This window comes from Eionea flava, from assembly GCF_055393785.1.
Map to the genome: position 1 here is coordinate 2,433,091 of NZ_AP036018.1, position 15,087 is coordinate 2,448,177.

Annotated in this window: 13 protein-coding genes; 10 read left to right on the forward strand and 3 right to left on the reverse strand. The window is 42.9% G+C overall.

The genetic code is table 11. From position 1 onward, the window contains the following. The first annotated feature begins 91 nt into the window (after window positions 1-91). From ACZ5O6_RS10550 to olsF, 6 genes are all read left to right on the forward strand, one after another. Complete coding sequence (locus ACZ5O6_RS10550) at window positions 92-2,758, forward strand: AsmA family protein (RefSeq protein WP_447091231.1); 2,667 nt, start codon at window positions 92-94, stop codon at window positions 2,756-2,758. Then, window positions 2,751-3,509 (forward strand): tRNA pseudouridine(65) synthase TruC, encoded by a 759-nt coding sequence (truC, locus tag ACZ5O6_RS10555; RefSeq protein ID WP_447091230.1) that lies wholly within the window; start codon window positions 2,751-2,753, stop codon window positions 3,507-3,509. The genes ACZ5O6_RS10550 and truC overlap by 8 nt, the downstream gene beginning before the upstream one ends. Before the next feature lie 96 nt (window positions 3,510-3,605). Next, entirely contained in the window at window positions 3,606-4,367 is a 762-nt protein-coding gene (locus tag ACZ5O6_RS10560) for a UDP-2,3-diacylglucosamine diphosphatase (protein WP_447091229.1), read from the forward strand. Between the two features lie 72 nt (window positions 4,368-4,439). Then, window positions 4,440-5,591, forward strand: coding sequence for an IS4 family transposase (locus tag ACZ5O6_RS10565; RefSeq protein WP_447093036.1), 1,152 nt, complete (start codon window positions 4,440-4,442; stop codon window positions 5,589-5,591). Beyond that, complete coding sequence (locus ACZ5O6_RS10570; RefSeq protein ID WP_447091595.1) at window positions 5,588-5,713, forward strand: hypothetical protein; 126 nt, start codon at window positions 5,588-5,590, stop codon at window positions 5,711-5,713. The genes ACZ5O6_RS10565 and ACZ5O6_RS10570 overlap by 4 nt, the downstream gene beginning before the upstream one ends. Before the next feature lie 38 nt (window positions 5,714-5,751). Next, on the forward strand, window positions 5,752-7,500 hold the full coding sequence (gene olsF, locus ACZ5O6_RS10575; protein WP_447091594.1) for a bifunctional ornithine lipid synthase OlsF: 1,749 nt from the start codon (window positions 5,752-5,754) through the stop codon (window positions 7,498-7,500). A gap of 1 nt (window position 7,501) precedes the next feature. Here olsF and ACZ5O6_RS10580 read toward each other — a convergent pair whose 3' ends face one another. After that, window positions 7,502-7,933, reverse strand: a complete 432-nt coding sequence (locus ACZ5O6_RS10580) for a DUF6524 family protein (RefSeq protein ID WP_447091593.1) — start codon at window positions 7,931-7,933, stop codon at window positions 7,502-7,504. Window positions 7,934-8,332: 399 nt separating this feature from the next. Here ACZ5O6_RS10580 and ACZ5O6_RS10585 point away from each other — a divergent pair, with 399 nt between their 5' ends. Both ACZ5O6_RS10585 and cysE read left to right on the forward strand, forming a co-directional pair. Continuing rightward, window positions 8,333-9,310: a serine/threonine protein kinase gene (locus ACZ5O6_RS10585; protein ID WP_447091592.1), complete on the forward strand. Its 978-nt coding sequence runs from the start codon at window positions 8,333-8,335 to the stop codon at window positions 9,308-9,310. A 130-nt stretch (window positions 9,311-9,440) separates the two neighbouring features. Beyond that, window positions 9,441-10,238 (forward strand): serine O-acetyltransferase, encoded by a 798-nt coding sequence (cysE, locus tag ACZ5O6_RS10590; protein WP_447091591.1) that lies wholly within the window; start codon window positions 9,441-9,443, stop codon window positions 10,236-10,238. Between the two features lie 53 nt (window positions 10,239-10,291). Here the strand turns inward: cysE and epmA are convergent, their stop codons facing one another. Both epmA and efp read right to left on the reverse strand, forming a co-directional pair. Then, window positions 10,292-11,236, reverse strand: coding sequence for an EF-P lysine aminoacylase EpmA (gene epmA / locus ACZ5O6_RS10595; protein ID WP_447091590.1), 945 nt, complete (start codon window positions 11,234-11,236; stop codon window positions 10,292-10,294). Then, complete coding sequence (efp, locus tag ACZ5O6_RS10600) at window positions 11,236-11,808, reverse strand: elongation factor P (protein WP_447091589.1); 573 nt, start codon at window positions 11,806-11,808, stop codon at window positions 11,236-11,238. Before efp ends, epmA begins: the two co-directional genes overlap by 1 nt. 34 nt (window positions 11,809-11,842) lie before the next feature. On the opposite strand from efp, the gene epmB reads away from it, so the two are divergent. After that, window positions 11,843-12,913 (forward strand): EF-P beta-lysylation protein EpmB, encoded by a 1,071-nt coding sequence (gene epmB / locus ACZ5O6_RS10605; RefSeq protein WP_447091588.1) that lies wholly within the window; start codon window positions 11,843-11,845, stop codon window positions 12,911-12,913. Window positions 12,914-13,017: 104 nt separating this feature from the next. Then, a complete protein-coding gene (locus tag ACZ5O6_RS10610) occupies window positions 13,018-15,087 on the forward strand; it encodes an EAL domain-containing response regulator (protein WP_447091587.1) in 2,070 nt (689 codons plus the stop codon).

The window sequence follows — 15,087 nt, forward strand, 5'->3', positions numbered from 1 at the left end:
GTACGGTACGCTTTTTTGACATACTTTCTTATAGCGACTACCCTCCCTCGCTGAATGTCTTACAAAAAATACTTCTCGGGATTATCGACTCATGCGCTTGCTGCTTAACACCGTTATCGGGATTGCCTTACTGTTTTTTTTGCTGATTATCAGCGGCTTAGCATTACTACAATATTCCCCTCAATCATTATTATCATTAGCGCCTTATATTAGCCCTTATCGAGTCACTGCAGAAAAGGTAGCGATTGACCTGCGCACACCGAGTGTTTATATGATCGACGTGCAAGTCGATAATAGTGAAGCTGAAGCCGCTACTCTCAGCAGCTTCAGCTTTTCCACCTCATGGGAGTCACTAAGAAAGGATAGCCAAGAGTGGACTGTGCGCGCTGAGAGTGGCGTTATTCACCTCAACCAATTGACCTCCTCTCAATTAGAAGCACCCTCAGAATTCTCAGCGCCCAATATCGGTGACTTGCACAATATCTTACAAAAAGCGAACATCGCTGTTACTAACATTAACGTCACTATTGATGATTCGACATCCACTCAGCTCGATTACCTGCGCCGGCCAGAAGCATTAAAACCCGAAGAGCAAGGGCTTGCCTTTTCGCTGACTTACCAACAAAACAATATCACTATGCCAATAGAGGGCACGCTATTATCAACGATCAATAATGGCATACCTGAAATCGCACTCAGCCTTCCCACGCTAGATTTACGAGCGATTACTGCCGCGAAAAATAGTGATGACACCCGCTCATCACAACAACAGGCACCATCATCTAATCAATTAACAACGTCTAAGCAAGAACCTCGTATTGACTGGTCATCCCTGTCGCAATTTACTCCGTTAACACTGGTTTTTGATGCCGAAAAAATACAACTTAGCCAAGGTGATATTACCGCTCTTCGCTCTCGTATTATTTTCGAGGATGCAGGCGGTTCGCAACGAATTCGACAAGAACATAGCGCCAAAGTAGACCTTGCGTTAGCTAATGATTTTTCAATCAAACAGTCCATTTTAGCAACCAGCGATTGGACCCTACTGGACACGGTTACCGAAGGGGCAGACATTGATGGGGAGGTACATATAACCTTAGGGGATACCGCAAGTAGCAAAAAAACAGATGCCAAAATAACAGCCAAAGGAAAAATAAATATTAATGGATGGATGGGGCAAGAAATAACCTTGAGCGCTGCACTTAACCGCTTTCCGCTCATTGCACGATCACAAGCAGCGAAACAACAGAAAAAAGAGATAGAAAAACTGCTACCCTTTGATTCACAATCTCAGCTACGTCTCCAAAAAAATACACTAGCACTAAACGATTTTTCTATTAATGCTAAGACATCGGATATTACCGGTAGTCTGTCGGCCGTTTTCAACAAAGACATGACCGACCTACGTGATATCACCTTCGACATTACATCTAATCGGCTAGTGATTCCACCGTCTGAAAAAAACCGTACCGCTAATAACGATAGCAGTACCGACATTCACTCACTGATAGAGAAAGCACGTAAGGTGACCGCAACGGGCGCTATAAAAATTGGCGAAGTGGTATACAACAACGAAGTATTTCTTGATAGCTTACAGACTCAGCTTTTACTCAAAGATGAAAAACTCACACTTAGCGATATTGCATTGCGTGCAGCAGGCTCAGATCTAAACGGAAACATCACAGCCCACCTCAACGAAAAGGTAAACTACCTTTATGCCATGACATTTGATCTTGATTCAACACAGATTACTCTGCCCGGCACTCCGCCAAACACAACAACGAAGCAGTCGACAGCCGCCAATCCAACAACAGTCAAAAAAGAATCACTATTTTCTGACGAACTACTCCCGACAGGTTGGCTAGATACACTTAAGACTGATGGGCAACTGAATATCGCCAAGGTAGTTCGTGATGGCAATGTATTAATTAGAAACGTCAACAATCGTGTCACTACAGATAAAAATAAGCTGCAACTCAAGAGCCAAATAGAGAATATTGCTGGGGGCAATAGTACTATTGATATCTCACTCGACAACACAAAAGACACTCTCTCTATAGCCATTGATGCTAGCGCTAAGAATATTATTCTTGAACAATTGGCGCTCGTTTCAAAGGAATCGTTGAGTGGAGGAAAAACTGATTTAAGTCTATCACTAAATAGTTCGGGCAATTCTACTCAAGCGTTAGCTAGCCAACTTCAAGGTAATATACTGCTTACGACTACCGACGGTGTCATCGCCAACAACACGTTTGAGCTGATTGGCTCAGATATTTTTTTGAAGTTAATCAATACCATTAACCCGTTTTATAAAAGCACCAAGACCACCAATTTAGAATGTGCGGTCATTAAATCAAATATCGTTGACGGAAAAATGTTATTTGATGATTCTATTGCGATCAAAACATCAAAAATGGTCATTGTGGCCAATGGTAATATTGATCTAGCCAGCGAAAAAATAAATCTAGGAATTAATCCAAAAGCGAGAGAAGGTGTAGGAATTGATCTAGCCAGTCTGGCTAAATTTGTTGCGATTCAAGGCACTTTAACACAGCCTAGCGTTGGCGTGAGCGGTAAAGGTACCGCTAAATCTTTACTCAATATTGGGGCTGCTATTTCAACCGGAGGTTTATCATTACTTGCTAGCAAGCTGGCCGATACAGTTATTTCTGGTGACGCCTGTGAAACTGCTAAAAATGCCTTTTCAACTAATGCCTCAGGGGCCACTCAAAAAACCTCAGCCAAGCCCAATGATTAGCCATCCTGTCCTTGATACCCCTATCCTTAAAATGCCTGACGCTCCTCTATCCATTATTTATCAAGATGAGTATCTCATCGCCATCAATAAACCAGCAGGCTTACTCGTTCATAAAAGTCCGATTGATAAACATGAAACACACTATGCCATGCAAATATTACGCGACCAAATAGGTCAATGGGTATACCCCTTACATCGCTTAGATAGGCCCACATCCGGGGTTTTATTATTTGGGTTATCACCTCAAATTGCACAATTAATGGGTAAACAATTTGAAGAGCACACCATCAAAAAAACCTATAACGCAATTGTCAGAGGCTATATTAACGAGGAGGGTGTCATTGATCACGCCATTAAACCCACCGCCGATTTTAAGCAGGATAAAAAACGAATAGCACTCAAAACACCTCAGCATGCGGTTACTCACTATCGTCGCCTAGGCACACTAGAAGTTGACTATGCCGTTGATCAATTTCCTACGAGTCGATATTCTCTGGTTGAGTTGTCACCCCAAACCGGCAGAAAACATCAATTGCGCAAGCATTTAAAACACCTTAGCCACCCTATTATTGGCGATCCGAAATACGGAAAAAGTAAACACAACAATTTTTTTAAACATCATTTTGACTGCCATCGCTTACTACTTGCAGCAACGGCACTTCAATTCACTCACCCTATTACTGATCAAACGGTGCGCATTAACGCCAGCCTTGATGGTGTTTTTTTAGATCTATACGCGAAATTTCTTTGACGAATAGTCATCATTTTGTCATACACACTTCACAAAAGTGTCATCTACAGCTCTTACTCTAGCGTTATTCTATTGTTATCTTTATGAACGCACCTTATGAAAGAAAAGACGCATTATCGTACAGTTTGGCTATCTGATATTCATCTTGGGTGTAAAGACTGTAAAGCAGACTACTTAATTAATTTTTTAGACAACAACACGATTGATACCTTGTACTTAGTCGGTGACATTGTTGATCTATGGGCTCTTAGCAAGCAATTTTGCTGGCCAGAATCTCACAACACACTTTTTCATAAACTACTTTCATTACCCGATGGCGATAACGCTGGGCATAAAACACGTGTTATCTATCTCCCGGGCAACCATGACGAGCCTGCACAAAAATACGATCAAATGGCGTTTGGCCATGTAGAAATTCATCGTGAATATATTCACACCACTGCTGATGGAAAAAAATTATTGCTATTACACGGAGATCAATTTGATAGCGAAGTTTGTTTTGGTCGCACTCAATCATGGATAGGTGACAAAGGTTATGACTTATTACTCTTTATCAATCGCTGGTACAACGCTATACGTGTTAAACATGGTTATCCTTACTGGTCACTGGCAGGTCATATTAAAACCCGCATTCGCGGAGCCAACGAAGCCATTGCCCGATACCGAGGTGCCGCTATAGCACGCGCCAAAAAAGACAATGTTGATGGTATTGTCTGCGGACATATTCATCATCCAGAAGTCACAACCATTGATGGTATCACTTACTATAATGATGGCGACTGGGTAGAAAATTGTTCGGCTTTAACAGAGGACAAAAAAGGCACTATTCGCTCACTACTGTCCCACAGTTTGATCTAGATAAGAAAGCCTGAACCTCACTTGTTATAATGATTCTGCGAAGAAAACATTACTAACAAAGGGGTTCAGGCTTTGTCACATCATAACACCGCATTTCATCAGTTACTAAAACCATTATCTAGACATGAATTTGAAGGGCTTGCTAAAAAGCATCATGTAGGGCAAAAATTAAGGTCGGCCACTCGCTGGGATCAGTTTATTGGTATGGCGATGTCGCAGCTATCTGGCCGCCAAAGCCTACGAGATATTCAATCTAATTTAGAATCTCAACAGGATAAGCTGTATCACTTGGGTGCAAAACCCGTTTCAAAATCAACGCTATCTCGATTAAATGCCAATCAACCTGCAGAACTCTACGAAGCACTTTTTTATAAACTACTGAATCGCTGTAAAAACCAATCCGGCCAGCACAAATTCCGTTTCAAAAATCCATTGTATTCACTGGATGCAAGTGCGATTGATCTCTCACTAAAACTGTTTCCTTGGGCAGCTCATCGAGATGATACCGCTAATGTAAAACTCAGCGTGGGCTTGAACCATGGAACACTGATGCCTGAGTTTGTCGCACTGAGTGATGGCAACGAAAATGATATGGTTAAAGGTAGAGAATTCACCTTTCCAAAAGGAAGCATTGTTGCTTTTGATAAGGGGTATGTGGACTACCAATGGTTTGGAAGTCTTACACAGCAAGGTGTATCGTTCGTAACGCGCCTACGATCTAAAGCCGTTTACCGCGTGTTAGAGCGCAGAGAAGTCAACAAAAAGAAAGGCGTTTCAAGTGATCAAGTTATTCAGCTGAGCAGTGCTCACGCCATCAAACGCGGTGCGCCTACGCTACGACGGATAGGCTACCGAGACAAAAATAGCGGTAAGTTCTATACGTTTTTAACCAACAATTTAATACTGGCGGCGAGTACGATTGCTGCCATTTACAAAGACCGCTGGCAAGTCGAATTATTCTTCAAAGCGATTAAGCAAAACTTACAAATCAAAGCGTTTTTAGGCTTATCAAAAAACGCCATATTGACACAAATTTGGATAGCAATGATTACCTATTTACTACTCGCTTTTGCTCGGCATTCAGCAAAGAAAGGGTGGACAGTGCAGCGCATTCTTCGGGTGATCCAACTCAATTTATTTGAACGAAAAGCCTTGAGAGAGATACTTGATCCAAGTCCTCCTCCTAAACAAAAAGACCAACCTCAAATGAGGTTGGTCTTATGATTTCAAACTGTGGGACAGTAGTGACTATTCGCTTAGTTTTTTGGGCGGAGGAATTGGCAAAAAAAACATCACCCTCGTTACGGTTACTTCCTAAAAAAATCAAAGTTAACGAAGCCGCTTAATACATTCAAATGTTCTTTCACCCAAATGATAATAATCCATGGTGACTACCCAAATGCTGACCGCCAATGACATTATTGAGAAACACTACCCCGCTTTATCTCGTCGCCCTTGGTTAAAAAAGCCAACAAGCATTTTTTTACGTTATTTATTAAAAGAGCGAGAAATCAATCAATTTTCGCAATCTTACCCTCACCTTAAAGGCTTTGATTTTGTTGAGCAAATTTTAGAATATTTTTGCTTTAGCTATTCTTCACGCGACACCGAAAAAGAGAATATTCCCTCACAAGGGAAAGTCGTCATTATGGCAAATCATCCCATTGGATCACTAGATGGCTTAGCATTAATCAAACTAGTGAGCGAAGTACGGCGTGATATTAAAGTAGTTGCCAATGATATGTTAGCGTCAATTACACCATTGGATACGTTACTTTTACCGATCAATAGTCGCTCGGGGAACATAGATAAAGCACAATTACATAAGATTTACTCACATCTTCAAAATGATGGGGCTGTGATCATTTTTCCGGCTGGGGAAGTCTCTCGCCTCAAACCTCAAGGCGTTCGCGATAGCCGTTGGCATAACGGATTTTTGCGTATAGCATCCAACACCCAATCACCCCTACTGCCAATTTATATCGATGGAAAAAACTCTCCCTTATTTTACACACTATCGATGGTATATAAGCCACTAGCAACATTAATGCTCGCGCGCGAGATGTTTAAACAAAGCACTAAGCATCTTCCCATTCGTATTGGCGAGATTATTCCTTATGACAGCTATAACAACAGCTCTATCGCCGAACATCAAAAGGTTAAATTATTACGTAAACACTTATATCGTGTCGGCCAAAATAGGCGTGTCATTTTTACTACACAAAAAGCCATTGCTATGCCAGAAAATCGCCAAGCATTATCACAAGCAATACGTACCTGTGAAAAGTTAGGCAGTACTCACGACGGCAAAGACATTTATTTATACAAGCACAGCGATAGCTCACCAATTTTGCGAGAGATTGGGCGCCTTCGAGAAATTGCTTTTCGCGCCGTCGGCGAAGGGACTTATCGGCGTAGAGATATTGACCAATACGACACAACATATTTTCACATTATCTTATGGGATAACCATGACTTAGAGATCGTTGGCGCTTACCGTCTAGGCGATGCCACTAAGCTAGCTCAAAAGAGTCACAAACTTTATAGTGAGACACTCTTTAACTACACCCCCAAAATGGAACCTTATTTTGAACAAGGTTTAGAGCTAGGAAGAAGTTTTGTTCAACCAAAATATTGGGGTAAGCGTAGTTTAGATTATTTATGGTATGGCATTGGTGCTTTTTTAACACACCGACCACAATATCGTTATTTATTTGGGCCAGTATCTCTAAGCGACAATTTACCAACAACGGCAAAAGATATATTGGTGCACTTTTATCAGCTATATTTTTCTCACAGCACGCACCTAGCCTCAGCAAACATACGTTATGATCTACCACAAACAACAATAGATATTTTCGCAGGAAATAATTACAAAGAAGATTTTTCGCGCTTAAAAAGTGTAATGAATAATATGGGCGTTGCCATACCAACACTCTATAAACAATACACGGAATTATTCGAAGAGGGTGGGGTTCACTTTTTAGATTTTGGTGTAGACCCCGAGTTTAATGCTTGTGTTGACGGTCTGGTACTCACCGACTTACAAAAACTTAAAGACAAGCGCCGCAAGCGCTACATGGGAACGTCACTCGAGAAAGAGCAAGAATTATCATTGCCCCAGCTTGTATAAGTTATTGATCAACGTCATCCATATCGGCTTGACCAGAAATGCGTCGACGAACATGCGACCATGACATACCGATACCAAGCACTAAAGCAACAATAACCAACACTACATACTGAAAAACGATCCCTTGTAACACTAGCCACTTCAGATCCACTAATACCCAGATAACACAGGCAAATAGTGCTGCCACTAAGCTAATACCAACAGGGCCAAGCGAGCGTAATGTCGCTCGCATATAAATCACCCAAGCAATAGCGAGCAAAATACCACAAAGCAATAGCACCGGTAGCGATACGAGAGCTTCTTGTGTGGGAGATATTTGTGTCACAGCCAAGTGATAAAAAGAATAGCCTGTCGGGTTAAACGTTAACATCACTAACGTCAATGCTAATACGAAACGGATTGAAAAACTCGAAAAGGTAAATGAAGCAGCCATTTTTACACTCTTTTTACTGCGCTCTTTTATTGCGCGATTAACTGGATTCGCAAAGAATCTGGATAAACCAACCTTAGAAGGTTCGTTTTAATGATTAATTTTGACAGTTTATAGTATCACTAGCAACTCTATGCATACCCCCTGTGCTCACACCCTTCTCGTTAAGGTTGATTCACTACAAAATAGCCACCATAGTTTTATCTCTAAAACCTGTGGTGCATTCTGAGCTAAATTTGCATTCATAGAACAGAAAAGCGGGTTGATGAAGAAACAACCTGCTTTTTTGTTCGAGATTTTAGAATGCACCACGGGTCTCTAAAATAAATCAGTAACCAGTCGCAATCTGCCAGCGGATGTTTTAATCTCCTTAGCGCCTACCATCCAACCTTGGAAACACACGTGCTAGAAACGACATACCATAACCTAACACCCGACTGCGTAATGGATGCAGTTGAACAACTCGGGTTTTACAGCGATGCTCGCATTCTCGCACTGAATAGTTATGAGAACCGCGTTTACCAAGTCGGCATAGAGGACGGAGAACCATTAATCGCCAAATTTTATCGCCCGCTTCGATGGAGCAATGAACAAATCTTGGAGGAGCACCAGTTCACTCAAGCCTTAGTCGATATTGATATCCCTGTTGTGCCACCGCTCACCATACAAGACAGCACCTTACACGAACACGCGGGTTACCGTTTTAGCGTATATCCCCGCCGTGGAGGACAGGCACCCTCCCTGGACAATGGTGACCATTTAGAAATATTAGGCCGCTTTCTAGGGCGTGTACATAACTTAGGTAAAGCAACACTATTTACCCATCGCCCCACGGTTGATATTGACAGTTACGGCATCGCCAGCCGTGAGTTTTTACTCGCCAGCAATATGATCCCCAAGGAGTTACATATTGCCTACGAAACGCTGAGTAACGATTTGCTCAGCCGTGTCCAAGATGTTTTTGGATCGATTGACTATAACCCTGTTCGTCTACATGGCGATTGCCACGGTGGTAATATTTTATGGCGCGATGATAGCGCTCATTTTGTCGATTTTGACGATGCTCGCAATGGCCCAGCCATTCAAGACTTATGGATGATGCTCTCTGGCGATTACCAGCAACGCTGTATTCAACTCGCCGATGTGCTTGAAGGTTACACTGAATTTTGCGACTTCAACCCGGCAGAAATCACCCTCATTGAAAGCCTACGCACATTACGGATTATGCATTACAGTGCATGGTTGGCTCGGCGCTGGGAAGATCCGGCATTCCCACACAACTTTCCATGGTTCAATACCGAACGTTATTGGGCCGAGCATATTTTAGAATTGCGTGAGCAATTATCTGCACTACAAGAACCCGCTTTGCGTTGGCTATAACGAACATTGATGCTTGAGGTGCTCAACTTTTCATTGGTATGATGCTTTTCCACAAGCGTACCACCTAGAGAATGCACGCCAAACATGCGTGAAAAACCATCACACCAATAACGTAGATATACAAACCACTATGAGCAATAACGATCCCGTATGGGAAATGATGCGTAAAACGTCGCAAGAGCAAGCACAAGAAGAACCGGTACTTGCCAGTTTCTTACACGCGACCATTCTCAATCACGATAGTTTAGAGGATGCTCTTAGCTACCATCTCGCCAGTAAGTTAGATAGCCCTACCGCATCCGCCTTACTGATTAGAGAAATTATTGAGGAGGCCGTTCAGTCTTCTGACACCATTAGCCAAGCGATGCGTGCGGATATTGTCGCCACCTACGAGCGTGACTCTGCCTGTGAGTGCCTATCGACACCCTTCCTGTTTTATAAAGGTTTTCATGCTTTGCAGGCCTATCGAGTTGCACACTGGTTATGGCAGAATCAACGGCGACAACTTGCAGCGTTTTTACAAAATCATATTTCTATGGCTTTTGGTGTCGATATTCATCCTGCCGCCAAAATTGGTAAAGGCATTATGTTAGACCACGCCACAGGCATTGTGATTGGCGAAACAGCGGTAATAGACGATAACGTTTCTATTATGCAATCCGTCACTTTAGGGGGTACAGGCAAAGAGTGTGGTGATCGCCATCCAAAAATACACCAAGGCGTATTAATTGGTGCAGGATCAAAAATACTAGGCAATATTGAAGTCGGCGAAGGCGCGCATGTCAGCTCTGGTAGTGTCGTTCTACACCCAGTGCCCGCGCATAGTGTTGTTGCAGGTGTGCCTGCGAAAGTCATTGGCGAATCAGCGACATCTCAACCCGCACTAGATATGTGCCAAGAGTTACGCTGTAAAAACAGCACACATTAGCGTTGAACCCACATAAAATAGCATCGTTGAAAGTTAGACAACAGAGAGGAAAGCTAGAAGCTCACCACCTCTCTGATGTCACTTTTATCGAGCCAGCACATAAGCAAGCGATCAATACCTAAGGCAACGCCTGCACAATCCGGCATCTCGCCTTCTTTCAAAGCACTCACCAAGTATTCATCGTAAGGTAATTTAGGTAACTGATGGGCTTGCCGATAGGCAAGGTCGTCCTGAAAACGTTGCTGCTGCTCATTGCCATCATTAAGCTCCCAATAACCATTGGCGAGCTCGATACGATCAACATACACTTCGAAGCGCTTAGCCACTAACTGTCCATTATCATTATGGCCACGCCTTGCTAAAGCGGCTTGTGAGGCAGGGTAATCGCTAATCGCAACAATACCCAAAGGCAAGTGAGGCTCAACACAATGCGTAAAGAGAAGGTCCAGTAAAGTGTTTTTATCACTATTGATTACACCGTCGTCAACGGTATGGCCCAGCACATGCCGTACACATGACGACAATTCGTCTACTGTCGCTTGATGAGGGTTCAGCAATAGGACGTCGCTAAAAAGATCGGCGTAAGTGTAACGACTGATGGGCTTATCAGGGAAAAAAAGCGCGAGTAATTCACCCACTTCATTGATTAAGCGCTGCTCCGTCCAGCCCACTCGATACCACTCTAACATGGTAAATTCAGGGCGATGACGACGACCGCGCTCGCCTTGTCGAAAAGCTTTACCTAATGAATAGATGTCGTGCTGATAGGCCGCCAATAGGCGTTTAAGAAAAAACTCTGGAGACGTTTGCAAGAAAGCCGTTTGCCCCATGACATCGCTCTGCAAACTATCGATAAAAGGGTCAACCGTGGCATAGTCACCCAGAACGGGGACTTCGACTTCCAACACCTGTCGCTCACTAAAAAATGCTCTTAACTGCTGATACATCGCTGCCCGCTGTTGCAGCACAGACAACGATGCTGATGGCTGCCAAGCCATTAACTATCCTTAGCGCGACTCAAATACTCGCCGGTGCGCGTATCAACACGAATAACCTCACCCGTGCACAAAAATAGGGGGACTTTGACCGTCGCACCGGTGACTAATGTGGCAGGCTTAGTGCCACCCTGCGCTGTATCGCCTTTTAACCCAGGGTCTGTTTCTGCTATTTCTAGCTCGACATGGTTGGGCGGAGTGATCGCTAGCGGTGAACCATTGTATAAAGTAACAACCACTTGTTCTTGTTCTTTAAGCCATTTGTAAGAGTCACCTACTGCTTTTTGATCTGCAGGAAACTGCTCGAAGCTCACCGGATCCATAAAATACCAAAACTCACCATCGGTGTAGAGGTATTCCATATCTTGATCCATTACATCGGCGCCTTCTAATGATTCACCGGATTTAAACGTACGTTCCCATACGCGCCCCGTGTTAAGGTTACGTAACTTAACACGGTTAAATGCCTGCCCTTTTCCGGGTTTAACGAACTCGTTATCCAAAATGGCGCATGGTTCACCATCAAGCATGACTTTTAACCCACTACGAAATTCACTGGTAGAATAATTACCCATTATTTCCTCAAATTCATCAAATATTGAAACCGCAATGATACATCGAACCGCTACGACATGGCAGGCTATTAACAATAAAGATCAACAATTAATCGGCAGTGATCACGACGAGGGGACAGAGAAAGTCACCTGTTGGCAAGAACAACTACAGCAAACCATTAGTGACCCCGCAAAATTATTGGCCAAACTCAACTTAGACGCTGGGTATTTACCCGCGGCAATGCAAGCAGCCACACTCTTTCCATTACGCGTTCCCTTATCATTTGTTGCACGGATGAAAAAAGGCGACATTAACGACCCCTTGCTACAACAAGTATTGCCTGTGGGAGCGGAGAGCATAATAACACCGGGGTATTCTACTGATCCGGTTGGCGAGCAATCTGGCGACCTTAACGGGCTCATTCATAAATATCACGGTCGAGTATTGCTAATGGTGAACGGGCATTGTGCGGTTAATTGCCGCTACTGTTTTCGTCGCCACTTCCCTTATGAAGAGCATAAACTTAGCCGAGCACAATGGGGAGAGGTCATCACCCATATTCGCAATGACCACACTATCAGCGAAGTGATTTTTTCCGGTGGCGACCCATTAGCGTCGAACGATAAGCAGCTACTATGGCTAACCCAACAAATTGCCGACATTCCTCATATTCAACGCCTACGTATTCATACCCGCCTGCCTATTGTTATTCCAGACCGAATAACCGACGAATGCCTTCACTGGATGACATCAACACGCTTACAAACCATCATGGTATTGCATAGCAATCATGCCAATGAACTCAACGACAACGCATTACGACGCAATATTCAACGTATGCGTGAGTCAGGAATCACACTACTTAACCAAGCCGTGTTATTAAAGGGGGTGAACGATACCGTCGCCGACCAGGCACAACTCAGCGAAAGCCTCTTTGAAGCCGGCGTACTACCTTACTACTTACATGTGCTCGACAAAGTACAAGGAAGTGCACATTTTGCTATCGACGATATGACAGCAAAAGAATTACTCGCCGGAGTAACAGCAAGACTGTCAGGCTACCTTGTTCCTAAATTAGTGCGAGAAGTATCTGAAGAGCCCTCAAAAACTTCACTCATGGGTTAAAAAGCCAATAAATGAATAGAGCTATTTATGCGACTTAGCGCATAGCAAGCATCGGTCGTTACAGGTATTATAGGCGTATAATTGATAACGTATTTGATAAGCTTATGAATCTACCCTCTTCCTCTTTTCGCCTTATTATTGTTCACGACTCGCCGCAAGAAGCGCAACGTTTAAGTAGCATGCTACACAATGCAGGCAACCCATGTCGTGCCCAACACATTAACACCGAAGACACGCTAATTAAGGCACTAGAAGATCAAAACTGGGACTTGCTAATCACCTACGACGATGCAAAGAGCCTTTCTCCTGCGATTATTATCCGCCATATAAGAAAATTCGAACGGGATATCCCCGTCATTCTGTTAACTAACGAGTCAAGCAATAAGTCTGTCGTTGATGGCATGAAACTAGGCGCAGCAGATGTTGCACAGATAGATGATGACCAACATTTATTACTCATCATTAACCGCGAACTTGAAAATCGTCGGCAGCGAAAGCTCACTCGAGTCACTGAACGAAAGTTGAAAGAAATAGAAAGAAAAAATCAACGGCTGTTAGATAGCTCTCGCGAAGGTATCGCTTTTGTGCAAGACGGAATGTATCTCTATGCCAATGACTCTTATGCAGAAATGCTAGGTTTTAATGGTAGGGATGACATTGAATTTATGCCCATCATGGATACGATCAAAGAGGACGAGCATCAACACATAAAAAAAACGCTAAAAGATTTTACCTTACAGGTGAACGAAGACAATAACACGATAAAATTTACTGCGTTACTGCCTGATGGACAGGAAAAATCGATCACAGCCGACCTACTCCTAGGTGAGTACGAAGAAGAAGCCTGCACCCAACTCATTTGTCATACTCAAGTAGAAAATAGCGTATTAATGGAAGCGGAACTCCAAAATATTAAATACACTGATGCGCTCACTGGACTTTACAACCGAACTGCCCTGATTGAAGAAATCGAAAAAACCGTCGACATTGTCACCCAAGAAGAAATACAGCAGTCATTTATACTTATCGATGTCGATCGCTTTTCTAAAAAAGTAAAAAATGTATTAAGCATCACTGATGCCGACAAGTTACTGAAAAACATTGCCGTCTTTATTAAAAAGCACTATGACGGAGAAAACTTTATTGCTCGTGTATCCGATCATACATTTGCCGTTATTTCTGACGAACACGATGCAGAAAAGCTTATTAAGAATGCAGAAATACTGTGTCAAGAAATTACCGAACACTTTTTCGAAGTCGATAACAAATCGCTTCAATTTACCCTTAGCGTAGGTATTTGTTTAATTAATGAAGCCACAAAAAGTTCTCAAACCCTTATTCATCACGCTCTAAAATCCATAGAAGAATTGCGCAAGTCACAAGATGGCAACGGCGCTTTACTCTTCCAGAAAAAAACAAGTGAGGATGGCCTACTCGCCAGCACCATTAAAAAAGCACTAACTAACAATGATCTTTCTCTACTCTTTCAGCCTATTATTAGCCTGCGCGGTGAAGAAATAGAACGCTATGAAATACTACTGCGCATGAATATTGATGGTGAAGAGTTATCACCACCAAAATTTTTAGCCACCGCTGAAGAGCTAGGATTAAGCAACAAGATTGACCGCTGGGTTATTTTAGAGTCGATCAAACACTTACAGCGAGCAACCAATAATACACAACACTTCATTAATTTAACCGCTTCTACCTTACAGGATAATGGCTTACTCAACTGGGTAAAAGTGGCTCTTGATGCAGCAAAAGTACAGCCATCATCGATTGTATTTCAGGTAAAGGAAGCCGATGTGATACAACAAATCACTGTAACCAAACAATTCACCGAAGCCGCCAAGAAATTAGGCATAGAATTTAGCATCACTAACTTTGGTAGCGCCGCCATAGAGCCATTGACCACTCTAGAACACATCGACAATCAACATATTAAAATTGATGGCGCACTTGCCAAAGAACTACAAGACAATCCAGAAAACAGTAAAGACCTAGAAGAACTCGTCCAAGCTCTGCACGAGAAAGGAAAAGTGACGACCATTCCTCATATTGAAAAAGCCAGTATTTTATCGAAACTCTGGCAGCTTGGCGTACACAACATTCAGGGTAACTATTTACAAGCCCCCACCAATGAAATGAACTACGAGTTTTCTAGCGAAGACTAA